23 protein-coding genes are annotated in these 24,769 nt (G+C 63.3%); 15 read left to right on the top strand and 8 right to left on the bottom strand.

Annotated elements, in window-relative coordinates; all coding sequences use genetic code 11:
• Positions 1-95: 95 nt before the first annotated feature.
• The gene (locus AC3CCE_RS20465; RefSeq protein ID WP_352625731.1) at positions 96-473 is read right to left on the bottom strand and encodes a COG4315 family predicted lipoprotein; all 378 of its coding nucleotides are present in this window, start codon (positions 471-473) and stop codon (positions 96-98) included.
• Positions 474-691: 218 nt separating this feature from the next.
• On the opposite strand from AC3CCE_RS20465, the gene AC3CCE_RS20460 reads away from it, so the two are divergent.
• From AC3CCE_RS20460 to AC3CCE_RS20445, 4 genes are all read left to right on the top strand, one after another.
• Positions 692-1,441, top strand: coding sequence for a cytochrome c biogenesis CcdA family protein (locus AC3CCE_RS20460; RefSeq protein WP_352625733.1), 750 nt, complete (start codon positions 692-694; stop codon positions 1,439-1,441).
• 122 nt (positions 1,442-1,563) lie between these two features.
• Positions 1,564-2,937, top strand: a complete 1,374-nt coding sequence (gene glmU, locus AC3CCE_RS20455; RefSeq protein WP_023744818.1) for a bifunctional UDP-N-acetylglucosamine diphosphorylase/glucosamine-1-phosphate N-acetyltransferase GlmU — start codon at positions 1,564-1,566, stop codon at positions 2,935-2,937.
• 194 nt (positions 2,938-3,131) lie between these two features.
• Positions 3,132-4,955 (top strand): glutamine--fructose-6-phosphate transaminase (isomerizing), encoded by a 1,824-nt coding sequence (glmS, locus tag AC3CCE_RS20450; protein WP_023701181.1) that lies wholly within the window; start codon positions 3,132-3,134, stop codon positions 4,953-4,955.
• 91 nt (positions 4,956-5,046) lie between these two features.
• Complete coding sequence (locus AC3CCE_RS20445; RefSeq protein WP_352625735.1) at positions 5,047-5,817, top strand: DUF502 domain-containing protein; 771 nt, start codon at positions 5,047-5,049, stop codon at positions 5,815-5,817.
• Here AC3CCE_RS20445 and recG read toward each other — a convergent pair.
• Positions 5,769-7,877 carry an ATP-dependent DNA helicase RecG gene (recG, locus tag AC3CCE_RS20440; protein WP_352625737.1) on the bottom strand — a complete coding sequence of 703 codons (2,109 nt, stop codon included), beginning with the start codon at positions 7,875-7,877 and terminating at the stop codon, positions 5,769-5,771. The two genes, AC3CCE_RS20445 and recG, sit on opposite strands and share 49 nt — an antisense overlap.
• Before the next feature lie 314 nt (positions 7,878-8,191).
• Between recG and AC3CCE_RS20435 the strand changes: the two genes are divergently transcribed.
• Positions 8,192-8,479, top strand: a complete 288-nt coding sequence (locus AC3CCE_RS20435) for an FAD assembly factor SdhE (RefSeq protein ID WP_023681561.1) — start codon at positions 8,192-8,194, stop codon at positions 8,477-8,479.
• A gap of 10 nt (positions 8,480-8,489) precedes the next feature.
• Positions 8,490-11,981 (top strand): transcription-repair coupling factor, encoded by a 3,492-nt coding sequence (gene mfd / locus AC3CCE_RS20430; RefSeq protein ID WP_352625739.1) that lies wholly within the window; start codon positions 8,490-8,492, stop codon positions 11,979-11,981.
• Here mfd and AC3CCE_RS20425 read toward each other — a convergent pair.
• The gene (locus AC3CCE_RS20425) at positions 11,978-12,586 is read right to left on the bottom strand and encodes a hypothetical protein (RefSeq protein ID WP_196814070.1); all 609 of its coding nucleotides are present in this window, start codon (positions 12,584-12,586) and stop codon (positions 11,978-11,980) included. The genes mfd and AC3CCE_RS20425 overlap by 4 nt on opposite strands.
• A gap of 271 nt (positions 12,587-12,857) precedes the next feature.
• On the opposite strand from AC3CCE_RS20425, the gene AC3CCE_RS20420 reads away from it, so the two are divergent.
• On the top strand, positions 12,858-14,231 hold the full coding sequence (locus tag AC3CCE_RS20420) for a class II 3-deoxy-7-phosphoheptulonate synthase (RefSeq protein WP_352625741.1): 1,374 nt from the start codon (positions 12,858-12,860) through the stop codon (positions 14,229-14,231).
• A gap of 58 nt (positions 14,232-14,289) precedes the next feature.
• On the opposite strand, the gene AC3CCE_RS20415 is transcribed toward AC3CCE_RS20420, so the two are convergent.
• From AC3CCE_RS20415 to AC3CCE_RS20405, 3 genes are all read right to left on the bottom strand, one after another.
• Complete coding sequence (locus AC3CCE_RS20415; RefSeq protein ID WP_352625743.1) at positions 14,290-15,060, bottom strand: RES family NAD+ phosphorylase; 771 nt, start codon at positions 15,058-15,060, stop codon at positions 14,290-14,292.
• Positions 15,020-15,415 carry an MbcA/ParS/Xre antitoxin family protein gene (locus tag AC3CCE_RS20410; RefSeq protein ID WP_023667557.1) on the bottom strand — a complete coding sequence of 132 codons (396 nt, stop codon included), beginning with the start codon at positions 15,413-15,415 and terminating at the stop codon, positions 15,020-15,022. Before AC3CCE_RS20410 ends, AC3CCE_RS20415 begins: the two co-directional genes overlap by 41 nt.
• A 105-nt stretch (positions 15,416-15,520) precedes the next feature.
• On the bottom strand, positions 15,521-16,591 hold the full coding sequence (locus AC3CCE_RS20405; RefSeq protein WP_023681555.1) for a GGDEF domain-containing protein: 1,071 nt from the start codon (positions 16,589-16,591) through the stop codon (positions 15,521-15,523).
• A 338-nt stretch (positions 16,592-16,929) separates the two neighbouring features.
• On the opposite strand from AC3CCE_RS20405, the gene AC3CCE_RS20400 reads away from it, so the two are divergent.
• The 3 genes from AC3CCE_RS20400 (at position 16,930) to AC3CCE_RS20390 (ending at position 18,415) form a co-directional block, all read left to right on the top strand.
• A complete protein-coding gene (locus AC3CCE_RS20400) occupies positions 16,930-17,349 on the top strand; it encodes a GFA family protein (RefSeq protein ID WP_023681554.1) in 420 nt (139 codons plus the stop codon).
• A gap of 75 nt (positions 17,350-17,424) precedes the next feature.
• Positions 17,425-17,784 (top strand): diacylglycerol kinase, encoded by a 360-nt coding sequence (locus tag AC3CCE_RS20395; RefSeq protein WP_023681553.1) that lies wholly within the window; start codon positions 17,425-17,427, stop codon positions 17,782-17,784.
• A 43-nt stretch (positions 17,785-17,827) separates the two neighbouring features.
• Positions 17,828-18,415 (top strand): hemerythrin domain-containing protein, encoded by a 588-nt coding sequence (locus AC3CCE_RS20390; RefSeq protein WP_023681552.1) that lies wholly within the window; start codon positions 17,828-17,830, stop codon positions 18,413-18,415.
• Positions 18,416-18,418: 3 nt separating this feature from the next.
• Here AC3CCE_RS20390 and AC3CCE_RS20385 read toward each other — a convergent pair whose 3' ends face one another.
• Together AC3CCE_RS20385 and AC3CCE_RS20380 are read right to left on the bottom strand one after the other, a co-directional pair.
• The gene (locus AC3CCE_RS20385) at positions 18,419-19,027 is read right to left on the bottom strand and encodes a DedA family protein (protein ID WP_023710611.1); all 609 of its coding nucleotides are present in this window, start codon (positions 19,025-19,027) and stop codon (positions 18,419-18,421) included.
• The gene (locus AC3CCE_RS20380; protein WP_023681550.1) at positions 19,024-19,587 is read right to left on the bottom strand and encodes a DUF1003 domain-containing protein; all 564 of its coding nucleotides are present in this window, start codon (positions 19,585-19,587) and stop codon (positions 19,024-19,026) included. Before AC3CCE_RS20380 ends, AC3CCE_RS20385 begins: the two co-directional genes overlap by 4 nt.
• A gap of 91 nt (positions 19,588-19,678) precedes the next feature.
• Between AC3CCE_RS20380 and AC3CCE_RS20375 the strand changes: the two genes are divergently transcribed.
• The 5 genes from AC3CCE_RS20375 (at position 19,679) to AC3CCE_RS20355 (ending at position 24,536) form a co-directional block, all read left to right on the top strand.
• Positions 19,679-20,395 (top strand): DNA-3-methyladenine glycosylase I, encoded by a 717-nt coding sequence (locus AC3CCE_RS20375; protein ID WP_352625746.1) that lies wholly within the window; start codon positions 19,679-19,681, stop codon positions 20,393-20,395.
• 62 nt (positions 20,396-20,457) lie between these two features.
• Positions 20,458-22,173: an NAD+ synthase gene (locus AC3CCE_RS20370; protein WP_023735335.1), complete on the top strand. Its 1,716-nt coding sequence runs from the start codon at positions 20,458-20,460 to the stop codon at positions 22,171-22,173.
• 34 nt (positions 22,174-22,207) lie between these two features.
• Positions 22,208-23,092, top strand: coding sequence for an SPFH domain-containing protein (locus AC3CCE_RS20365; protein ID WP_352625749.1), 885 nt, complete (start codon positions 22,208-22,210; stop codon positions 23,090-23,092).
• Positions 23,093-23,105: 13 nt separating this feature from the next.
• The gene (locus AC3CCE_RS20360) at positions 23,106-24,056 is read left to right on the top strand and encodes a diacylglycerol kinase catalytic domain-containing protein (protein ID WP_081731269.1); all 951 of its coding nucleotides are present in this window, start codon (positions 23,106-23,108) and stop codon (positions 24,054-24,056) included.
• 264 nt (positions 24,057-24,320) lie between these two features.
• Positions 24,321-24,536, top strand: a complete 216-nt coding sequence (locus AC3CCE_RS20355; RefSeq protein WP_352625751.1) for a GNAT family N-acetyltransferase — start codon at positions 24,321-24,323, stop codon at positions 24,534-24,536.
• Positions 24,537-24,769 lie beyond the last annotated feature (233 nt).

Here is a 24,769-nt window from a genome sequence, read left to right as displayed (position 1 = left end):
GTGCTGCGCGTAAATGCCGAACTGGTCGCCGGGTCGCTTGGAGCCGGCGGCCAGCCGAGTCCCGCCGATGGGGTGCGGGATAGAGGTTCGGAGGATCAGTCGGCCTTGACGATGTGCCAGACTTCGCCGACGCCGTCGCCGGTGATGTCACCGGCCTTCTTGTCCTTGATGAAGGTGTAGACCGGCTTGCCGTCATAGGCCCACATCTTGGTGCCGTCGGTGCGGTCGACGATGGTCCATTCGTCGTCCGCCTTGGCGTCGTCCTCGGCCTTCAGCGGCGGCCAGTTGGTGGCGCATTTGTCGTAGCAGTTGGTCTTGCCCTTCTCGTCCTTGTCATAGGTATAGAGCGTCATGCCATTGGCATCGGTGTAGATCTTGGTGCCACCGACTTCGGCTTCCTTCCACGCTTCGGCGGCGAAGGATGCGGCGGTGCTGAGCAGAAGGGCGGCCAAGCCGACGGTGATCGTTTTCATGGAAATCTCCCTGGTGATCCGACGAAGCGCGCAGAAATCGCGGCTTCGCTCTGTGAACGTTCGGCGAGGGATATTTCTTCCCCGGCTTGGTCAACTTGGGATTGGCCGACAACAATTCGTCCGGCCGGATCGTATCTGTAGCCAAATTCCACACGATGGCGATTGGCGAACACGATTTTGCGTCGCTATATCGGCGCCAGGGAATCTGGAGTTCTGGAATGCCATTGGACATCGGCTATGTCAGCGCGGTCGGAGCGGGGGCGATCTCGTTCCTGTCGCCTTGCGTGCTGCCGCTGGTGCCGCCCTATCTCTGCTACATGGCCGGCGTGTCGGTCGACGACTTTCGCGGTGGCGGTGCCGGCGTCACGGCCAAGGCCGGCGCCCGCGGCGCGCTCATCTATTCCTCGCTCGCCTTCGTACTCGGTTTCTCCACCGTGTTCGTGGCGCTCGGCGCCGGCGCCTCGACCATCGGCCACTGGCTGCGCGTCTGGCAGGAGCCGCTGGCGATGGCGGCCGGGGTGCTGATCATCCTGATGGGACTGAATTTCCTCGGCATCCTGCGCATACCACTTCTGTCGCGCGAGGCGCGCTTCCAGTCGCAGGGCAAGCCTGCCAGCATGGTCGCCGCCTATGTCATGGGGCTGGCCTTCGCCTTTGGCTGGACGCCGTGCATCGGCCCGGTGCTGGGGCCGATCCTGACCTTGGCCGGCGGCCGCGAGACGGTGGGCGAGGGCGCTCTTCTGCTTGCCGCCTATTCGCTTGGCCTCGGCATTCCGTTCCTGATTGCTGCCCTGTTCTCCGGCGCCTTCATGCGCTTCCTCGGCAGGTTCCGCGTCCATCTCGGCCGCGTCGAAAAAGCCATCGGCGCGCTGCTGGTCGTCGCCGGCGTGTTCTTCCTCACCGGCGGCGTGCAGACGGTGTCCTACTGGCTGCTGGAGACCTTTCCGCTGCTGGGCCGGCTGGGGTAGAGATCCGCTGATCGAGAGTGAACTGCCTCATCACCTCACCGGAATTTAACCCCATTGGTGCAGCATGGCGCCAGATGCTACCACTCTGCGATTCCTGATCCCATTCATACGGTTGTCCTTCCATGAGCCAGAGATCCTGCTTGTCCGTCATTCTCGCCGCCGGTGAAGGCACGCGCATGAAGAGCGCGATGCCGAAGGTGCTGCACCAGATCGCCGGACTGCCGATGGTCGCCCATGTGGTGAAAGCGGCCGAGGCCGCCGGCGCCCGCAGCCAGGCGCTGGTGATCGGCCATGGCGCCGATGATATGCGCAAGGCGGCGGCGAAATTCGCGCCCAAGGCCGAGACCTTCGTGCAGGAGAAGCGGCTCGGCACTGCGCATGCCGTGCTGGCTGCGCGCGATGCGATATCAAAGGGTTATGACGATATTCTCGTGATGTTCGGCGACACGCCGCTGATCGATGCTGAAGCCCTAGTGGCCGCGCGGCAAAAGCTTGCCGATGGCGCGGCCGTCGTAGTGATCGGTTTCCGTCCGCCCAGCCCGACCGGCTATGGCCGGCTGATCGAAAAGGGCGGCAAGCTCACCGCCATCCGCGAGGAGAAGGACTGCTCCGCCGAGGAAAAGAAGATCGGCTTCTGCAATGCCGGCATGATGGCGGTGGCGGGCAAGCATGCGCTCGACCTGCTCGACCAGGTTGGCAACAAGAACGCCAAGGGCGAGTACTATCTCACCGACATCGTCGAGATCGCCAGTGCGAAAGGGCTCGATGTCCTCGCCACCGAAACGAGCTTCGAGAGCGCGCTCGGCATCAACAACCGGGCCGAGCTGGCGCAGGCGGAAGGCATCTGGCAGGTGCGCCGGCGCTACGAGGCCATGCTGTCGGGCGTAACGCTGATCGCGCCGGAGACGGTGTATTTCTCGCACGACACCGAAATCGGCGCCGACACGATCGTCGAGCCCAATGTCTGGTTCGGCCCGGGCGTGAAAATTGCAACCGGGGCCAAGATACACGCTTTCAGCCACATAGAGGGCGCCACCATCGCCTCCAATTGCGACGTCGGTCCGTTCGCGCGGCTCAGGCCTGGCGCCGATCTGAGGCAAAAGGCCAAGGTCGGCAATTTCTGCGAGGTCAAGCAGGCGGTCATCGAGGAGGGCGCCAAGGTCAATCATCTGACCTATATCGGCGATGCCCGTGTGGGCGCGGGGGCCAATATCGGCGCCGGCACCATCACCTGCAACTATGATGGTTATTCAAAGTTCTTCACCGATATCGGCGAGGGTGCCTTTGTCGGCTCGAACTCGTCGCTGGTGGCGCCGGTTTCCATCGGCAAGGGTGGCTACATCGCCTCGGGCAGCGTCATCACCGAAAGCGTGCCGGACGATGCGCTGGCCTTCGGCCGCGCCCGCCAGAAGACCATTCCCGGGAAAGGCAAGGAATTGCGCGAGCGCTTTGCCTCGGCCGCTGCGGCGAAGAAAAAGGCCGGCACCGACCATTAACCGCCGAAGCAATTGAACAACCGAGGAATTGCGGTAACCGGATTGCAAGAGCGGTGTGTCATGGTGCATCGGGTTGAGAAGCGTTCCGTTACACCAGACGAAATGCAAAGTGACTTTCGCGGCGGGCCGGCAATCCCTAGATAACGCTGGTTTTCCATCGGGACTGGTTTTCCAGGTGAATCGGGGGCAGGCGCATGTGCGGTATCGTCGGAATTGTCGGCCAGAGCCAAGTCGCGCCGCTCATTGTCGATGCTTTGAAGCGGCTTGAATATCGTGGCTATGACTCCGCCGGAGTCGCCACCGTCGAGAAAGGTGCGCTCGGCCGCCGCCGCGCCGAAGGCAAGCTCATCAACCTCGAACGCCGGCTGAAGGAAGAACCGCTCGACGGCACCATCGGCATCGGCCACACGCGATGGGCGACCCATGGCGTGCCCAACGAGACCAACGCCCATCCGCATTTTTCCAACGGCGTCGCCATCGTTCACAACGGCATCATCGAGAATTTCGCCGAGTTGCGCGATGAGCTGATCCGCGACGGCTATTCCTTCTCGTCGCAGACCGACACCGAGGTCGTAGCGCATCTGGTGGCGCGCGAACTGGCCAAGGGGCTGAAGCCGATCGAGGCCGCGCACCAGGCGCTGAAGCGGCTGGAAGGCGCCTTTGCGCTGGCCATCATGTTCACCGGCGACGAGGACCTCATCGTCGGCGCCCGCAATGGTCCGCCTCTGGCCGTCGGCCATGGCGATGGCGAGATGTTTCTGGGCTCCGACGCCATCGCGCTGGCGCCGTTCACCAATTCCATCACCTACCTCGAAGACGGCGACTGGGCGGTGGTGCGCCGCGATGGCGTCACCATCTTCGACATCGACGGCAAAGAGGTTGCCCGCAAGCGCCAGCAATCACTGTCGACCAGCTTCATGGTCGACAAGGGCAACCGCCGCCATTTCATGGAAAAAGAAATCCATGAACAGCCCGAAGTGATCTCGCATACGCTGGCGCACTATGTCGATTTCGTCTCTGGCGTGTCGAAGCCGCTGGAACTGCCGTTCGACTTTGCCAAGATCGGCCGGCTGGCGATCTCGGCCTGCGGCACCGCCTATCTAGCCGGCCTGATCAGCAAATACTGGTTCGAGCGCTATGCGCGGCTGCCGGTCGACATCGATGTCGCCTCGGAATTCCGCTACCGCGAAATGCCGTTATCGGCGGATGATGCCGCCTTCTTCATCTCGCAGTCCGGCGAAACCGCCGACACGCTGGCCTCGCTGCGCTATTGCCGCAAGGCGGGCATGAAGATCGGCGCCATCGTCAATGTGCGCGAATCGACCATGGCGCGCGAATCCGATGTCGTGCTGCCGACCTTGGCCGGTCCGGAGATCGGTGTAGCCTCGACCAAGGCTTTCACCTGCCAGCTTTCGGTGCTGGCCTCGCTGGCGGTGCGCGCCGGCGTGGCCCGCGGCACGATCTCGAAGGACGAGGAAAAGACTCTGGTACGCGCTCTTTCGGAGGCGCCTCGCTACGCCAACCAGGTGCTCAAGCTCGAGGAGCAGATCGAGCGCATCGCGCGCGAAATCTCGCGCTACAAGGACGTGCTCTATCTCGGCCGCGACACCAATTTCCCGCTGGCCATGGAAGGCGCACTGAAACTCAAGGAAATCTCCTACATCCACGCCGAGGGCTACGCCGCGGGCGAGCTGAAGCATGGGCCGATCGCGCTGATCGACGAGAACATGCCGGTCATCGTCATCGCGCCGCATGACCGCATCTTCGAAAAGACTGTGTCGAACATGCAGGAGGTGGCGGCGCGCGGCGGCAAGATCATCCTGATCACCGACGCCAAGGGCGCGGCTCAGGTGAGCGTGAAGACGATGGAGACGATCATCCTGCCTGACGTGCCGGAAATCATCTCGCCGATCATCTATGCGCTGCCGATCCAGATGCTGGCCTACTACGCCGCCGTCTTTATGGGGACAGACGTCGACCAGCCGCGCAATCTAGCGAAATCGGTGACTGTGGAGTAGTCGGCGCTCATCGGCGGTCTTAAAAACTTCGCGGTTCCAAAGCGCCGTTCGCTTCACTAGTGTGGCCCTGCAACCGCGTCCCCGGTGAACCATGTCTGATGCTCCCAGAACTTCCGGCATGACCCGGCTGAGGAACTATTTCCTCACAGGCTTTATCGTCTGCGCGCCGCTGGCGATCACCGCCTATATCGCCTGGTCGTTCGTCGGCTGGGTCGATTCCTGGGTGAAGCCGTACATTCCGGCGCGCTACAGCCCCGACACCTATTTGCCGTTTCCGGTGCCCGGCTTCGGCCTGATCGTGGCGCTCGTGCTGATCACGCTGATCGGCTTCATGACCGCCAACATCGTCGGCCGCGCGATCGTCAATTTCGGCGAACGGCTGCTTGGCCGTATGCCGCTGGTGCGCGGCATCTACGGTTCGCTGAAGCAGATATTCCAGACGGTGCTGTCGAACAAGGGCGATATGTTCCGCCAGGTCGGGCTGGTCGAATATCCGCGAAAAGGCGTCTGGTCGCTGGTCTTCGTCGCCAGCGAGAAGGAAACCGAGATCAACCAGAAGCTCGACCATGCAGGCGACCCGATGATCGCCGTGTTCATGCCGTGCACGCCGAACCCTACCACCGGTTTCCTGATGTACGTGCCGAAATCCGACATCGTGCTGCTCGACATGACGATCGAGGACGGCGCCAGGCTGATCGTCTCGGCCGGGCTGGTGGCGCCCGAAGTCAAGCCGAAAATGGTGACGATGAACGGCCAGCCGATCGACGGAGATCTCACCAACCCGCCGCTTGGCGGGCTGATCGCCGAGGGCGCTCAGCCGGCGCGCAAGAGCCGTACGGCCTCGTCGCGGCCGAACAAATAGAGCAGCAGGCGCAGCGCCTCGCCGCGCTCAGACTGTAGTTCCGGGTCGCGCGACAGGATCAGCCTTGCATCGTCGCGGGCTGCTTCGAGCAAGTCGGCGTGCACCTCGATGCGCGCCACCTGGAAGCCCGGCGTGCCGGACTGGCGGGTGCCGAGCAATTCGCCTTCGCCGCGCAGCTTCAGATCCTCTTCGGCGATCAGGAAACCGTCCTCGGTCTCGCGCATCACCGACAGCCGGCGCTTTGCCGTCTCGCCGAGCGGGTCCTTGTAAAGCAGCACGCAGGAAGAAGGCTTGTCGCCGCGCCCGACGCGGCCGCGCAGCTGGTGCAGTTGCGCCAGGCCAAAACGCTCGGCATGCTCGATGACCATGATCGTGGCGTCCGGCACGTCGACGCCGACCTCGATAACGGTGGTGGCGATCAGGATGCGGGTTTCGCCGGCCTTGAAGGCGCGCATCGCCTCGTCCTTTTCGGCGCCCTTCATGCGGCCATGGACGAGGCCGATGCGATCGCCGAACAAGGGCTGCAGCGAGGCAAAACGGTCCTCGGCCGACATCAGCTTGATCTCTTCGGATTCCTCGACCAGCGGGCAGATCCAGTAGATCTTCTGGCCGTCGGCGACAGCATCGAGCATGCGCCCGACCAGTTCGTCCAGCCGTTCCAGTGGCAGCGTGACGGTGCGGATCGGCTGGCGGCCAACCGGCTTTTCCGTCAGCTTGGAGACGTCCATGTCGCCGAAGGCGGTCAGCACGAGAGTGCGCGGGATCGGCGTCGCCGTCATCACCAGCATGTCGGGGGCGTCGCCCTTGGCGGTGATGGCAAGCCGCTGGTGGACGCCGAAGCGGTGTTGCTCGTCGACCACGGCAAGCAAGAGGTCGTGATAGGTCACCGTTTCCTGGAACAGCGCATGGGTGCCGACGACGATGTCGATCTCGCCGCTGGCGAGACCTGATAGCGTTTCAGTGCGTTCGCGGCCCTTTTCGCGGCCGGTCAGGATAGCGACGCGCAGGCCGGCCTGTTCGGCCAGCGGCGTGATTGTCGCCAGATGCTGGCGCGCCAGGATTTCGGTCGGCGCCATCAAGGCCGCCTGGCCGCCGGCCTCCACCGCGCGCCCCATGGCCAGCAGCGCCACCACTGTCTTGCCGGACCCGACATCGCCTTGCAGCAGGCGCAGCATGCGCTCGGGGTCGGCCAGATCGGCATTGATTTCGGCAAGCGCGAATTCCTGGCTGCCGGTCAATGAATAGGGCAGGGCTGCGCGCAGTTTCTCGACGATGCGACCGTCGCCGATGAGCGGCCGGCCCGACAGCCGGCGCACTTTTGCCCGCACCAATGCCAGCGAGACTTGGCCGGCGAGAAGCTCGTCATAGGCAAGGCGGCGCCATGCCACCCCCTCGATGGCGACATCGATCGGGTCCGCGGGATAGTGGATGCGGGCGAGCGCGTCGGCGAAGGCGGGGAAAGTCTGCTTGCGCATGAAGGCGCCGTCCTGCCATTCCGGCAATTCCGGCAGCCGGCCGAGCGCCTGGCCGATGGCGCGGCGCAGCACCTTGCCCGACAGGCCGGCGGTCAGCGGATAGACCGGTTCGACCAGCGGCAGTGTTTCCGCCTCGCTCACCAGGGCGATATGGTCGGGATGGACCATGGTCGGGCGGCCGTTGAACCACTCCATGCGGCCGGAGACGACGACATGCTCGCCCACCGGCATCGCCTTTTCGAGATAGGCGGCATGGGCGTGGAAGAAGATCAGGCCGATCTCGCCGGTGTCGTCATGGGCATAGACGCGGTAAGGCACCGACCGGTTGCCGCGCGGCGGCGGCTGGTGGCGGTCGATGCGCACGTCGAGCGTGACGATGGCGCCGGCCGGCGCAAGCGCGATGCCGGGACGATTGCGACGGTCGATGACGGTGTGCGGCAGCACGAACAACAGGTCGCCCGCGCGCGCCGGCCGTTCGCCGAGATCGGCCGCCACCACCTTCTCGATCAGAGCGCCAACCTTGGGGCCGACGCCGGCAAGCGAAGTGATGGGGACGAAGAGAGGGTCGAGGAGGGAGGGGCGCATGCCTTTACCCTCCCCCCTGTGGGGAGGGTCGATCCGCGAAGCGGAGCGGGGTGGGGGTAGGTGCGCGTCTAACTTTCGAGGAAGTCGGTAGGTCAGCGCCGCACCCCCACCCCGTCTCACCCGCTTCGCTTTGCGAAGCGTGCTCGCCGACCCTCCCCACAAGGGGGAGGGTGAAGTGCGGGCGGTGTCCGGCACCAGCGTTGTCAGGAGTGTTCTTCACACCCGGGATGTTTAGCCGCCCACCCGTGCGTTGCAAGGCTGACACCGCCCTCTATCCACGCTATATGCGCCGCACCAAGCAAGGATGCGGCACGATGACCGGGACGAAACGATCAAGCGAGGGGCTGGATATCAGGCGCCGCAAGCTGTTGTTCCGCTCCTGGCATCGCGGGATGCGCGAGATGGACCTTATCCTCGGTACGTTTGCCGACAACGAGATCGGCGCCTTGACCGGCGATGAAATCGACCAATATGAAAGGCTGCTCGACATTCCCGACACCGAATTCCTGCCCATGGTCACCGGCGAACGCCCGGTTCCCAGGAATATCGACTGTGCCGTCCTGCAAAAGATCCTGGCATCGCGCCGGACCATGACATTTTAAACGTGCAACCATGAGCCTCATTCCCAAAATCGGTCTGCCGAAAGGCCGTGCCGGCCAGTTCATCGTCGACGGCGTTGCCGATGGCTACGAAGCCTTTGCGCTGGTGCAGGCGATCCATGAGATTGCGCCTGACAAACCGGTGCTGTTCGTGGCGCGCGACGGCCAGCGCCTGCCGTCGATCATCGAGGCGCTGACCTTTGCCGCCCCCGGCCTGCCGGTGCTGGAGTTGCCGGCCTGGGATTGCCTGCCCTATGACCGCGTTTCGCCAGGCTCCGATGCCGCTGCCAAGCGGCTCGACGCCCTGACGGCGATGATCGCGCTGGCAAAAAAGCCGCATCGCGCGGTCATCCTGACCACTGCCAATGCGCTGCTGCAGCGCATTCCGCCGGCCGATCTGGTCGAAGCGCAGACTTTCCACGCAAAGCCCGGCAACCAGATCGACATGAACGCGCTGGTGTCCCGGCTGGAGATTTCCGGCTTCGAGCGGGTGCCGACGGTGCGCGGTATCGGCGAATTCGCCGTGCGCGGCGGCATCCTCGACCTCTACGCACCCGGCTGGACGGAAGCACTGCGGCTCGATTTCTTCGGCGACACGCTGGAATCGATCCGCGTCTTCGACGCCGCCACGCAGCGCACCACCGGCCAGCGCAAGTCGATGGCGCTGCAGGCGATGAGTGAAGTGGCGCTGACCCCCGAAACCATCAGCCGCTTCCGCCGCTCCTATATCGAAGCCTTTGGCGCGCCGCAGCGCGACGACGGCCTTTATGCGGCGGTGAGCGAAGGGCGGCGCTTTGCCGGCATGGAGCACTGGCTGCCGCTGTTCTACGAGCGGCTGGAGACAGTGTTTGATTATCTGCCGGATGCGCCTGTCATCTTCGACCATCTGGCGCACGAAGCGCTGGCTGAGCGTCACACGCTGATCCTCGACCACTACGAAGCGCGCCGCAAACAGGCCGACGCTGCCTTGAAGGACGCCGTGCCCTACAAGCCGGTGGCGCCGGACCTGCTCTATCTCTCACCGGAAAACCTCGTAGCGTCCCTCGGACCGCGCGAAGCCATCGACTTCACCGCCTTCGACGCGCCCGATGTCGGGGCCAAAAAGGTGTTCCATGGCGGTTCGCGCCACGGCCGCAGCTTCGCCGAGGAACGTGCCGACCCCAACGCCAACGTCTTCGACGTCGTGGTGAAGCATATTGCCGACGAGCGCGCGGCACGCCGGCGGGTCATCGTCGCCGGTTGGACCGAAGGATCGCTCGATCGGCTCGGCCAGATCCTGGCCGAGCATCATCTCGGCAATCTGGTGCCGGTGGCGACGTTGGCCGAGGCGGAAAAACTCGAGCCGGGCCAGGCGGCGCTTGCGGTGCTGCCGCTGGAATCCGGCTTCGAGACCGAACAACTGGTCGTCGTCGCCGAACAGGATATTCTGGGCGACCGGCTGATCCGGCGCTCGAAGCGCAAGAAGCGCGCGTCGGATTTCATCGCCGAGGCGTCGTCGTTGTCGGCGGGCGACATCGTCGTCCATGCTGATCACGGCATTGGCCGTTTCATCGGCCTGCGCACCATCGAGGCGGTCGGCGCGCCGCATGATTGCCTGGAAATCCACTATGCCGGCGACGACCGGCTGTTCCTGCCGGTGGAAAACATCGAGCTTCTGTCGCGCTACGGCTCTGACACAGCCGAGGCGACGCTGGACAAGCTCGGCGGCGGCGCCTGGCAGTCGCGCAAGGCGCGGCTGAAGAAGCGCCTGCTCGACATGGCCGGACAGTTGATCCGCATTGCCGCCGAGCGCCAGATGCGTACCGCGCCGCCCATGGTGCCGGCGGAAGGGCTTTACGGCGAATTCTCGGCGCGCTTTCCCTATGAGGAGACCGACGACCAGCAGGGCGCGATCGATGCCGTCGTGGACGATCTCGGCGCCGGCAAGCCGATGGACCGGCTGATCTGCGGCGATGTCGGCTTCGGCAAGACCGAAGTGGCGTTGCGCGCCGCCTTCATCGCGGCGATGGAAGGGTTCCAGGTCGCGGTCGTGGTGCCGACGACGCTGTTGTCGCGCCAGCATTTCAAGACTTTTTCGCAGCGCTTCTCCGGCCTGCCGATCCGCGTCGGCCAGGCCTCGCGGCTGGTCGGCGCCAAGGAACTGGCGGAAACCAAGAAAGCCATCGCCGAGGGGCAGGTCGACATCGTCATCGGCACCCATGCACTGCTCGGGTCGGCGATCTCGTTCAAGAATCTCGGCCTGCTGATCATCGACGAGGAGCAGCATTTTGGAGTCAAGCACAAGGAACGGCTGAAGGACCTCAAGACCGACGTCCACGTGCTGACGCTGTCGGCGACGCCGATCCCGCGCACGCTGCAGCTGGCGTTGACCGGCGTGCGCGAACTGTCGCTGATCGCCACGCCGCCGGTCGACCGCATGGCGGTGCGCACCTTCATCTCGCCTTTCGATCCGCTGGTCATCCGCGAGACGCTGCTGCGCGAACGCTATCGCGGCGGCCATTCCTTCTATGTCGTGCCGCGCATCAGCGATCTCGCCGAAATCCATGATTTCCTGCGCGAATCCGTCCCCGAGCTGAAGGTGGCGGTGGCCCATGGCCAGATGCCGCCGGGCGAACTCGACGACATCATGAACGCCTTCTATGACGGCCAGTACGACGTGCTGTTGTCGACCACCATCGTCGAATCCGGGCTCGACATTCCGACCGCCAACACGCTGATCATCCATCGCGCCGATATGTTCGGCCTGTCGCAGCTCTACCAGCTGCGCGGCCGCGTCGGCCGTTCCAAGGTGCGGGCATATGCGTTGTTCACGCTGCCGGCCAACCGCAAGCTCACCGACACGGCCGAGCGCCGGCTGAAGGTGCTGCAGTCGCTGGACACGCTTGGCGCCGGGTTCCAGCTCGCCAGCCACGACCTCGACATCAGGGGCGCCGGCAATCTACTCGGCGAAGAACAATCCGGACACATCAAGGAGGTCGGCTTCGAGCTCTACCAGCAGATGCTGGAAGAGGCGGTGGCCGAGGTGAAGGACTCCGGCGAGGTCCAGGACGGCGGCTGGTCGCCGCAGATCGCTGTCGGCACGGCTGTCATGATCCCGGAAAGCTACGTGCCGGACCTTCAGCTCAGGCTGGCGCTCTACCGCCGCCTTGGCGATCTCGAAAACACAGAGGAGATCGATGCTTTCGGCGCCGAGCTGATCGACCGCTTCGGCCCGCTGCCGGAGGAAGTGAAGCATCTGCTCAAGATCGTCTTCATCAAGGCACTCTGCCGCAGGGCCAATGTCGAAAAACTCGATGCCGGCCCCAAGGGCGTCGTCATCCATTTCCGCAAGCGCGAGTTTTCCAACCCGGTCGGGCTGGTCAAGTACATCGGCGAACAGGGCTCGCTGGCCAAGATCAGGGCCGACCACAGCGTGGTCTTCATCCGCGACTGGCCGACAGCCGAGAAGCGTCTGGCGGGCTCGGCTGTCGTCATGACGCAGTTGGCGCGGCTGGTGGCCACCTAGACTTTCGGATGGAAATTCGACTGCAACTGCAGGTCGGATGCCGAGAACGTGCCGGCGCCGACGATGACGTGCCCGGCAGGCACGGTGAAGCCGCGCGCGGCGCCGGCGCCTTTCAGCAATCCGGCCCGGCGGTCGGGGTCGGACTCACGAAAACTGCCGCCCGGTTCCAGCCGGCAACTGTCGACGGTGATCGCGCCGAGAAGCTGGCTGCCCGAACCGAGCACCGTCTCACCGAACACCGCCGCGCCGTTGAGATAGCGGCCTTGATCGCCGATCACGATCGAGGCTCCCGGCCTGTTGGCCTTTGCAGTAAAACCGCCTTCGCCAAACTGGTTGCGTGAGCCGACGCGGATTGCGCCGGCGGATGCTTCGAACAGTGTGTTGGCGTGGAAAATGTTGGCGTCGCCGATCTCCAGCGCGCCACCGTCGGTGCAGAACAGGTAGACGCCGGGGAAGAAGACGTTGCCTCGCCCGATGACGGCGCCTGCGGAAATCAGCGTGGAGTAGGGGTCGTAGATCACGTTGCCGCGCTCGGACAGGCCAACAACCTCTTCGATCGTAAACAGGCCTTGCTCGCGGCGCACGCGGTCAAGGTAGGCGGACACGGACATAGGGACTCCATGGAGAATTGTTGCGCAGCGGACGATGACCGGCGCGACTACATCGGTGAGGATCGATTCTGGCACCAAGGGATATTGCACAGCCGTCGCGAAGATAAGAAGCCAAAGTGGGTCGCGGCATGGAGCTCCCCATCATTCGCCAGCGCTTGAATTCCGGTCTAGAATAGAAAATCGGCTTCGTGTATGGAGCCGCCATCCCCATATGGGGCGGGAATGGCGGGCAAAAGCCTGCTGGAAAGAGCGTTTGGGTGCAGCGATGACGAAATGGTCGCCGAATTCTTGGAGAGCAAAGCCGATCAAGCAGGTTCCTGCCTATCCGGACCTCGCCGCGCTGAAGAACACGGAAGCCCAGCTCGCCACCTTTCCGCCGCTGGTTTTTGCCGGTGAGGCTCGCAAGCTGAAGAAGCAGCTTGCGGCTGTCGCTGCCGGCGACGCATTCCTTCTGCAGGGCGGTGATTGCGCCGAGAGTTTCGCCGAACATGGCGCCGACAACATCCGCGACTTCTTCCGCGTCTTCCTGCAGATGTCGGTGGTGCTGACCTTTGCCGGCGCGCAGCCGGTGGTGAAGGTCGGCCGTGTCGCCGGCCAGTTCGCCAAGCCGCGCTCGTCTGACGATGAGACCAAGGGCGGGGTGACGCTGCCAAGCTACCGTGGCGACATCATCAACGGCATCGAGTTCGACCCCAAGTCGCGTATTCCCGACCCGGCCCGCCAGGAAATGGCCTACCGCCAGTCGGCGGCGACGCTTAACCTGCTGCGTGCCTTCGCCCAAGGCGGCTACGCCAGCCTGGAGAATGTGCATCGCTGGATGCTGGGCTTCGTCTCCGACAGCCCGCAAGGCGAGAAGTATGGCATGCTCGCCAACCGCATCACCGAGACGATGGACTTCATGAAGGCCGTCGGCATCACCTCGGAGACCAACTACGCGCTGCGTGAGACCGACTTTTACACCAGTCACGAGGCGCTTCTGCTCGGCTATGAAGAGGCGCTGACCCGCGTCGATTCGACCTCCGGCGACTGGTACGCAACGTCGGGCCACATGATCTGGATCGGCGACCGCACCCGACAGCCCGACCATGCGCATGTCGAATATTGCCGCGGCATCAAGAACCCGCTCGGCCTCAAATGCGGCCCGTCGCTGACGACTGACGGCCTGCTGGAGCTCATCGACCTGCTCAATCCGGAGAACGAGCCGGGCCGGCTGACGCTGATCGCCCGCTTCGGCTCCGACAAGGTCGCCGACCATCTGCCGAAGCTGGTGCGCGCGGTGCAGAAGGAAGGTCGCAGCGTCGTGTGGTCGTCCGACCCGATGCACGGCAATACGATCGAGGCTGCCGGCTACAAGACGCGCCCGTTCGACCGCATCCTCAAGGAAGTGCAGACCTTCTTCGAGGTGCATCGCGCCGAAGGCACGCATCCCGGCGGCATCCATGTCGAGATGACCGGCAAGAACGTCACCGAATGCACCGGTGGCGCCCGCGCCATCACCGCCGAGGAGCTGCAGGACCGCTATCACACCCATTGCGACCCGCGCCTCAACGCCGACCAGGCGATCGAGCTGGCGTTCCTGGTGTCGGATCTCTTGAAGAAGAGCCATCCGGTGCAGCACAAGCAGGTGGCTAACGGCTGAACCTGTTTTCAGATTGAAGTGGAAAAGCGCCGGAGAAATCCGGCGCTTTTCGTTTAGATCAACGCCCGCGTTCCCAGCGCAATCCGTTGAGCCGGGGATCATTGGCGAAGGCGGTTCTGGAAAACTCGATGCGCCTTTCCGGAAATTCGCAGATCGCCTGGACGCCGAGGGAGCCCAGCCGGATGCGCCAGGTATGCGGCTCCAGCGGCTTGGCCTTGGTAAAGCCGCGGCATGTCAGCAGCGCCACATTGACGCCCTTCGGGTCGCGCGCCGAACGGTAACGGATCGCCTCCAGCCCAGCCTCACGCGCGACATCGGCAATCGCCTGGCTGGCGGCATAGTCGGTCGGATGCGTCCAATGGGCCCGGTCGCGGTCGAGCGGCGGCCGCGTCAGGTCGATGGCATTGTCGGTACGGATCGCGGCGGCGAAGGCGGTGTATTCGGCGGCGTCGTGCGGCCATGGCGTCTCGGGCGAATCGGCGAAGAACAACAAGCGGTAGAAGGCCATTTCGGCGACCGCCGTCATGATCGTCTCCGCCGCGTAGTAGACGCCAAGAGTGCGGCCGGCGCGGCGGAAGCGCGAGCCGTAGGGATAGATCGAGCCGTAGCGGAAGGGCGTCGCCAGGAGATAGTGGAGATGCCGGCATTCCATGGGGATTTGCGGCTTGGTCTCCTCGATCAGATCCTCGAGCAGCGCCTGTTCGTCCAGCGTGTCGACGATCTTCAGCGTCGAGACGCGGTGCTGCGCCTCGACCATGCGCCAGTATTTGCCGTCGAGCCGGACGGCTTCAGACGAGAGCGCGTCGGGAGTCCAGATAGGCAATGACATCGACAAGCCCGGTAATGGTGAGGATCTTTTCAAGCGGGCTGCCATCGAAAGCCGTGTTGGCGTTCTTCAGCCATGCCCGGGCTATCGTCTCGTCACCGCCGACAATGGCATCGAGCGAACGGAACAGCCGCACGAACAGCACCGCGAGTTCGAACGGCTTGGTGCCGCGCTCCAGCAGGAATTCCTGCCTGCGCATGCGTGAAACCGTGGCTTCCGAGACGCCGATGATCGACGCAAGCACCCTGGCGGTTATATCCAAGAGTTCGGCGGCGCGCAGCGTGGCCTTGGTCAGAACCGCGTTTTCGGCCGCCGTCGCGGTGAGATCAGGGGCGGCATTGGGTTGTGTAACAGACATGGCCTCTCTCTTTCCATGGAAAATATAGTCCACTGAAATTCATATGGAAAGAGGCGGGATCCGATAAATTTGCCTGTGCCCGGGAATTGGCTGCACGCCGAAGCGTCAGTCTTTCTTGTATAGCAGCCAGTTCTTGCCGGTGCGGCCGGCCATTGTCGAGTGCCGGGTGACGCGGTTGCGCCCGCCAACCTTGGAGCGGTAGAGCGCCCGGTCCGCCTTGGTGTAAAGATCCTCCGGGCTTTCCGCTTCGGAAGCCATGCAGATGCCCATGGAAACGGTCACCGTGCCGTAATTGGCGCCGGTCTGGCTGCTGGTGAACGGCGTCTGTTCGATCAGCACGCGGATGCGTTCGGCGATCTCGTAAGTGGTATCCTCGCTGGCGCCCTCGACGATCAGCGCGAATTCCTCGCCGCCGGTGCGGGCAACGAACATGTCTTCACGGATGCTGGTCTGGAAGATTTCAGCGACGATCTGGATGATCTTGTCGCCGACCGGGTGGCCGTAGCGATCGTTGACACCCTTGAAATGGTCGATGTCGGCAAGGATCAGGGCGTTGAACAGGATCCCCTTGTTGGAGGTGTAAATCGCCGTGATTTGCTTGTCGAAGGCGCGGCGGTTCCAGATATGGGTCAAGGGGTCGGTGTCGGCGAGCCGCTTGTACTCCTCAAGCTTCGACTTGACGCTCTCCAGTTCCGCCGTCTTGTCGCTCAGCGTGGTTGCAACCTGCTTGCCGTGGTCGAGGGTCGAGTTGGTGGCCGCCGCCATGGCGCTGGCGACCTTCTGCAGCAGATCCTGCGAAAGCAGGCTGCGGTTGGCGAGGCCACTCGATGTCTCATCGAGGATCTTGCCGTATTTCTCGATATGGCTACGTTCGCTGCGCAGCAGCAAGGCGATGTCCTCGAGTTCCCTGGCCAGCACGTCGCGCGCCTGCTCGACAATGCCGGGACCGTGATGCTGTGCAAAGAAAGCGCGGCCGATGCGGTCGAGATCGTCCTGCGTCGGCTGGTTGCCGAGCGCGACGACGGCCAGGCCGAGTTCGCGGTTGGTGCCTTTCAGTGCTTCGTAGAAGATTTCGTAATTGCGCGGCAGGCCAAGCACACCGAGCTGACGCATGGTCGCCACAACGGCTGTTGCAATGTCGCTGTTTCGGTCGGTCTGGACGGCTGCCGGCTGCATGTTCTGTTCACTCTGCCTCTGGGAACCATCGCAGACCGTGCGAGATGCCGCCGACCGGAGAGTGCCAGCCGTATTTCGGATCATCCTGCGAAAGACACGTCCCCAATCGCGACATTCGCTTGGCAACGACCATAGATGCGCCGGCGCTAAAGTTTCCTTAATGTGCCGCCAGGTAACGCGTCCGTTCTACCGCAGGCTGCAGAAATGGTTTGCAAAGATCCTGAGGTCAGGTCCGAACACGCCCACCCCATGTCGCATTTGCCGGTGCCCGGCTGCGGCAAAACTGAAATCCTCTCGGCCAGCGGCGAAGCCGTGAACGATGGCTGGTGGAGGCAGGGATGAGCAACAACCACAGCGGATCTTGCCTGTGTGGAGCCGTGCGTTTCCAGACGCGAGGGCCGTTGCGCGGAGTCATTTATTGCCACTGTTCGCAGTGCCGCAAGCAGAGCGGGCATTTTTACGCCGCGACCAACGTCGCCGACGGCGACATCACGATAACCGGCGCCGACAACATCAGCTGGTACGAATCGTCTTCCTTTGCCAAGCGCGGCTTTTGCAAGATCTGCGGCTCGGTGCTGTTCTGGAAGCCGGGTCAGGATGCCTATGTCTCGGTTCTGGCCGGATCGTTCGACAACCCGACCGGGCTCGAAGGCCAATGCCACATCTTTGTCGGCGACAAGGGCGATTACTATACGATCGACGATGGACTGCCGCAGTTCGAGAAGTCGACGCCGCCGATCAAGGTTGCGGAGGAGTGATTTTGCGGCGGCTGCCTTATTCCCTTGATCCAGCCATTGCGATATCCCCTGCCGGTGATTCGAAGGGGATGCGGCATGCAGCGGCTGATCGGTGCTTACTTCAATTCTGTGCGAGCCTTTCGCAAGCTCGCCGCCAGCGAAAGGGCATTTCAGCAGGAACTGATGCTGCTGGTGCTGGCGCTGCCGCTCGGCTGGTTCGTCTCGGTCTCGTGGCGCGGCTACGCGCTGTTGATCGGCGCGGTGCTGCTGCTCATCATGGTCGAAGTGCTGAACACCGGCATCGAGGCAGCCTGCGATGCCTTCAGTCGCGAGTTCAACGTCGACATCCAGCTCGCCAAGGACTGCGGCTCGCTGGCGGTGCTGATTTCGGTTATTATCGTCGCCGGCGTCTGGGGAATCGCCCTCATCGAGCGCATCACGGGACTACCGATCTGATCTGAACGCTCCCATATGTTAGTCACCAAAGGAGACTGACGTCGTGGAAGCCAATTTTCTGCTGCTTGAAAGAGCCGGCCTGCCGGAAGACCTGCGCTGGCTGGCGGAAAAATATCCGCGCGAGACATGGCAGGGCCACGCCAACATCCACGGCATGGCAAACATGTGGCTGCAGCGGCACGACATGTTCCGAGAGCTGGGCGGCATGCTCACCACCGGCATTGGCGACTATCGCGAAGGCAGGCTGACGGCGCCGGATTTCGCGCGCTGGTTCGCGCCGCGGCTGAACCACTTTCTCGGCAATCTCGACGGCCACCACAATGTCGAGGACTACCAATATTTCCCGGCTTTCGCCAAGGCGGAGCCGCGCCTGAAGCGCGGCTTCGAAATCCTCGATGCCGACCATCACACCATTCATGAGGGGCTGGAGCGCAACGCCGAGACGGCGAACGCCTTCATCCGCACGCTCGAGGAGAGCGAGGACAGGCAGCGCTTCGCCGCCGACGCCTATGCGGACGAGAACAGCCGGCTGATCGCCACGCTGAAGCGGCATCTGGCCGACGAGGAAGATCTCATCATCCCGCTGATCCTCGATCGCGGCGACCGGGCTCTGGTCGAGGACGACGACTGAACCTTACGATGTGGTTTCGCTGTCGCGGGCGTCCTTGGCGCGCTCCTTGCCGGCGACGGTGCGGGCGATGAGCCAGGCAAGGATGGCGAAAGCCAGACCTATGGCAAGCGCGATCAGCAGCCGTTCGTGATGGAGCAGTGCCTTGCCGATCATCTGCTCGGCCCCGAGGCCGAAGACGTAGCCGACGCCGCAGAACAAAGCCGCCCAGACCAGCGACGACACCGCGTTGAGGATAACGAAGCGCGCTACCGAAATGCTGGCGAAACCGGCCGCGATGCCGCCGACCAGGCGCAGGCCATAGATGTAGCGGTTGGACAGGACGAAGATGTTGGGATGGGACGAGACGAGACGGTAGGCGTGGTTGAAGCCGGGCCTCGCCTTCAGTTTCAGCACCCTGGGATGGTCGGCAAAGCTGCGGCCGAGAATGAAGAAAAACGTGTCGCCGACGAAGGCGCCAATGGCGGCCGCGAGGAAAGCCTTCCAGAGGATGAAGACATGCTGATGGGCGAAGAAGCCGCCGAGGATGGCCGCACTTTCGCCTTCGGCGACACAGCCCAGGAAAACCGCGATCAACCCATATTGCTCGATGAGGTGATGGACGATCCCGGTCATTGAGAGGTTTGCCGGCCCGACAGTTTTTCGTCTATGCGGTTCACCTGTTCGGCCAGGCGCGCGATGTCCTCGCGCACGCAGATGATCTGGCTGTGGCGCAGTTCGTCCAGCTTTTCATGCAGAGCCATGATCTCGATCTCGGCCTTGAGGTTGACCTCATAGTCATGCGCGGCGTCGATGCGGTCGCGCGCGGCCTGTCGGTTCTGCGACATCATGATCACCGGCGCCTGCAAGGCGGCGATCATCGACAGCACCAGGTTGAGGAAGATGAAGGGGTAGGGGTCGAACGAGTCTCGCCCGAGCAGCCACCAATTGGCGCCGATCCACAGCACCAGGAAAGCAATGAAGGACAGGATGAACGTCCACGAGCCGCCGATGCGGGCAATGGCATCGGCGATCCGGTCGCCGGCGCCCTGAAGGCCGGTGAGGCTGTCGTTGATATCCTGCGAGATGGGCTTGCGGTCGACAGTGCTCTGCAACACCCGCCGCTCGAGCTCGCTGAGGCCCTCCGGCGTTCGCTTCAGCCAGCGGTTGGCCAGTTCTGGCACGGTCTTGTGCATGGATGTCTCCATAGGAAAAGCGTCGGCTTGGCAGCCTCGTTTGCATATAGGAAGATGGCGTTTCGTCAAAAGCGCGGCGCGAGGATGCAGGATGCCCGATTTCGCGAAGATTCGCGCCCGTGCTGCAAAACGCAAAGGCGGCGACGCGGTGCTGACCTCGCTGCTCGGGCCGGCGCCTGACAATGCTGCCGTTGCCAACATTACGGACGATCGCATCCTGTCGACGATGGCCGAGCGGGTGTTTGCCGCCGGCTTCGTCTGGCGCGTCATCGAACAGAAATGGCCGGGCTTCGAGGAAGCCTTTCTCCATTTCGAGCCGAAACGGCTGTTGTTTCAACCTGATGACTTCTGGTACGACCTGACGGCTGATCAACGCATTGTGCGCAACCCGCAGAAGATCAAATCCGTCCGCGACAACGCCGCCTTCGTTGAGCGTGTGTCGAAGGAACATGGCGGTTTCGGCAAATTCCTCGCGGAGTGGCCTGACGACGACCAGGTCGGGCTGATGGCGTATCTCGGCAAGCATGGCAGCCGGCTTGGCGGCAACACCGGCCAGTATTTCCTGCGCTGGCTGCAATGGGACGCCTTCGTCATCTCGGCCGATATGGTTGCGGCTTTGCGTGACGCCGGCCTCGACATTGCGGAAAGCCCGACGTCGAAGAGGGATCTCGACAGGATTCAGGCGCAGATCAACAAATGGGCGCAGGAAACCGGCCTGCCGCGCCGGCACATTTCGCGCATTCTGGCGATGTCGATCGGAGAGAACCATTCGCCGCAATCGCTGCGCGAATATATGGGCGACGACTGATCACCGAATTGGTCCAAACGAACGCCATTGCTCGGGCAAATTTGCCGCGCTAAACCGCACAGATGACCCAGAAGACCGCACCCGATATTCTGCGCATCGCCGTTGCCCAGCTCAACCCGACGGTCGGCGATGTCGCCGGCAACCTTGCCAAGGCGCGCGAGGCGAGGGCGGATGCCGCCCGCCAGGGCGCCGACATCGTGCTCTACACCGAGCTTTTCCTTGCCGGTTATCCGCCGGAGGATCTGGTGCTGAAGCCGGCCTTCCTCAAGGTTTGCGAGAAGGCCGCTCAGGATTTCGCCGCGGATACCTCCGATGGCGGGCCGGGCGTCATCATCGGCACGCCGCTGAAGCGCAAGAGCGGCACCCACAATTCGATCATCGTCGCCGATGGCGGCAAGATCCTCGCCGAGCGCTACAAGCTCGATTTGCCAAACTATGGCGAGTTCGACGAGAAGCGCGTCTTCCAGGCCGGGCCCGAGGCTCAGGGACCCGTCAACTTCCGTGGTGTGCGCATCGGAATTCCGATCTGCGAGGACATCTGGGGCGACGTCGGCATCTGTGAAACCTTGGCCGAGAGCGGCGCGGAAATCCTGCTGGTGCCGAACGGCTCGCCCTACTACCGCGCCAAGATGGACGTGCGCCATCAGGTCGTTATCCGCCAGGTCATCGAGACCGGTTTGCCGATGATCTATGCCAATCAGATCGGCGGCCAGGACGAGCTGATCTTCGACGGCGCCTCTTTTGCCATCGGCGCCGACAAGACGCTCGCCTTCCAGATGAGCCAGTTCGAGGAAACTGTCGACGTCACCACCTGGAAGCGCAACCGCGTCGCCGCAGGCGCGCAAAACGCAGAAGAGTTCGACGGCTGGGTCTGCTCGGAAGGGCCGATGTCGAAAATCCCCGAGCGCGAGGAGGCGGACTACCGCGCCTGCATGCTCGGCCTGCGCGACTACGTCAATAAAAACGGCTTCAAGAACGTCGTGCTGGGTCTCTCCGGCGGCATCGATTCGGCGATCTGCGCCGCATTGGCCGTCGATGCGCTCGGCGAGGAGCGGCTGCGGGCGGTGATGATGCCCTACCGCTATACCTCGGAGGATTCGCTGAAGGATGCCGAGGATTGCGCCCGTGCGCTTGGCTGCCGCTATGACATCGTGCCGATCTTCGAACCGGTCGAGGGTTTTCTGCATACGCTGACGCAGCTTTTCGAGGGCACCAAGGAAGGCATTACCGAGGAAAATTTGCAGAGCCGCGCGCGCGGCACGATCCTGATGGCGATTTCCAACAAGTTCGGCTCGATGGTCGTCACCACGGGCAACAAGAGCGAGATGTCGGTGGGCTACGCCACGCTTTATGGCGACATGAATGGCGGCTTCAACCCGATAAAAGACCTCTACAAGATGCAGGTCTATGCGCTGTCGCGCTGGCGCAACAGCCATGTGCCGCCGGGCGCGCTCGGTCCCTCAGGCGAGGTGATCCCCAGGAATATCATCGACAAGGCGCCGTCGGCGGAATTGCGCGAGAACCAGACCGACCAGGATTCGCTGCCGCCCTATCCGGTGCTGGACGACATTCTGGAATGCCTGGTCGAGAACGAAATGGGCGTCGACGACATCGTCGCGCGCGGCCACGATCGGGCGACGGTGACGCGCGTCGAACATTTGCTCTACATTGCCGAGTACAAACGCCGGCAAGCGGCGCCGGGTGTGAAGATCACCCGTAAGAATTTTGGACGCGACCGCCGCTATCCCATCACCAACCGTTTCAGGGATCGCGGCTAAACATCTGATTAAATTGATGAACCTTGGGGGGCGCATGTTTATCAGCTATTTCAAGGGAACGCCTGAGTATCACATCCTGCGCTTCAAGAACGGCAAGATCAGGGAGCAGGGGCGCGGCATCTCCTTCTGGTACGGCACGTTCGGCAGCACGATAGCGATGGTGCCGGTGACGTCGCTCGATAACCCCTTCATCTTCACCGAGACGACGGCGAATTTCCAGGATCTGGCAATCCAGGGGTCGGTCAGCTACCGCATCATCGATCCACTCAAGGCAGCCGAAGGTTTTGATTTCAGCGCCAAGCTCAGCCGTGCCGACGTCGTCGGCGACGGCCGGGAGAAGATCGCCGAGCGCCTGGTGCTGGCGATACAGAGCCGCGCCCGCGCGGTGGTTTCGAGCATGACGCTGGAGCAGGCGCTGGCCGAGGTGACCAAGCTCGGCGGCAATCTCGCCGAACTCCTGCGCAACGATCCGATTGCGGCAACCGCCGGCCTGTCGATCGAGGAGGTCCACATCACCTCGGTCCAGCCGACGCCGGAGATCCGCAAGGCGCTCCAGACCGAATATCGCGAGGCGCTGCAGCGCCAGGCCGATGCCGCGATCTATGGGCGCCGTGCCTGGGGCGTGGAGAAGGAGCGCGAGATCAAGCAGAGCGAACTGGCGACCGAAATCGAGCTTGCCGAACGCAACAAGCTGCTGGTCGACACCGAAGCGCGCAACAAGCTGACGCTTGCCGAGGCGGAAGCCAAGGCGCAGCAGCTGGAACTGACCGTCTATTCGTCGGCGCCCGCCCACGTGCTGACGGCGATGGCCTTCAAGGCCTGGGCGGAAAAGGGCGGTTCGGTCGGCAATCTGTCGATCACGCCTGACATGCTCACCAGCGCGCTCAGCCAGCTTTCCACGCCGAAAGCCGGGTCCTGAAAGGCAAGCACGGGTGGCAAGCGACCAGAGCGGCAGGCCGATCGACCGGGTGATCGTCGTCACCCGCAAGACCGAGCTGGAGGAGCTGACGACGCGCTTCAACACGCAGGGACAGGCGCGCTTTTATCTCCGGCAGGCCGGCATGGATTTCGACCCGGTCAAGGCGGCGCATGACGTCTATCACCAGGCGCTCGACCGGGTGATGGGTTCGCTTCCCCAAGGCCTCAAACAGTTGCGGCTCGACCGCGAACTGGTACCGCAGTTCGAATTCGGCTCCGACGCGGTGATCGCGCTCGGTCAGGACGGGCTGGTGTCCAACACCGCGAAGTACCTCCCGTACCAGCCGCTGATCGGCATCAACCCGGACCCGGCGCTTTTCGACGGCGTGTTGCTGCCGTGGAATGCCGACGATACCGAAAAGGTCCTCGGCCTGACGATCGCCGGCAAGGCGAAGCGCCAGGCGGTGGTGATGGCCGAAGCGCGCTCCAATGACGGACGCCGGCTGATCGCCTTCAACGATCTGTTCGTTGGCGCCTCGACGCATGTCTCGGCGCGCTACGAATTGACCTATGGCGGCAGGACCGAGCGCCAGTCGTCGAGCGGCATTATCATCTCCACGGGCGCCGGCTCTACCGGCTGGCTGCGCTCGGTGATGGCGGGCGCCGCGGGACTGGCCGCGGCCTATGGTGACAACTCCGTGCCGACCGTGCCGCCGCAAGGCTATGACCGCGAAGCCGAACAGCTGTTCTTTTCGGTGCGCGAACCGTTTCCGAGCAACACGACCGGCGTGTCGCTTGTGCATGGCGTCATCACCCGCGACCGGCCGCTGGTGGTTTCTTCGCGGCAGAGCAGGGGCGGCGTCATCTTCAGCGACGGGATGGAGCTCGATTTCGTCGAGTTCAATTCCGGCACCCACGTGACCATCGCGATCGCCGACCAGAAGGCCTATCTCGTGGTGCCATAAGCGCGCCACGTGGGCAGCCAAATCACCGGCCGGACTGAATTCGGCCGCCCTCCATTCTTTGCGAGGCACCATGCCCGACTGTGAAATCAGCTTCGACATGTCACGGATCGATTTCCGGGCGACCTCCGATCTGTTGATGGCGAGTTATTGGGGCGCCGGCCGCAGCGATGACTTTCATCGCCGCGCCTTTGGCAACTCGTTCTGCACCGCGGCCTATATCGATAGGAACCAAGTCGGTTTTGGCCGGGCATCACCGACCGTACGGTGTTTGCCTATCTCGCCGACATCATCATCTGGCCGCAGCATCGCGGCCAAGGCATTGGCACGCAACTGGTGCGGGCGCTCATCAACCACCCTGAACTCAACACGGTCTCGCACTGGAGCCTGTCGACCAGTGACGCGCATGGCCTTTATGAGAAGCTGGGCTTCAAGGCATCGACCGACGGCCGCTACATGCGCCTCGATCGCAACCCGGAATGAGGCATAGCGAGGGGTTGACCCGCTGTTGTTGCAAAATAACCTCACTGGTTGGACCAGTTACGCTTTGCCACGTGCCCGGCCTTGGCGATCCTTCATGGCGTCTCTATAAGGACCGCTCCGCAAGTGTCTTGCGGGAGGTCTGAATGGCAGTATTTGACATGGTAATGCGAGGCCGCGAAGCCTAGGTCTCACCTGGCGTCCGGCGAAGGTTTGCCCTTCGCACCGATGCCGGG

It is taken from the genome of Mesorhizobium sp. P160187 (assembly GCF_057766425.1).
This window is presented reverse-complemented; position numbering and strand designations above follow the sequence as displayed.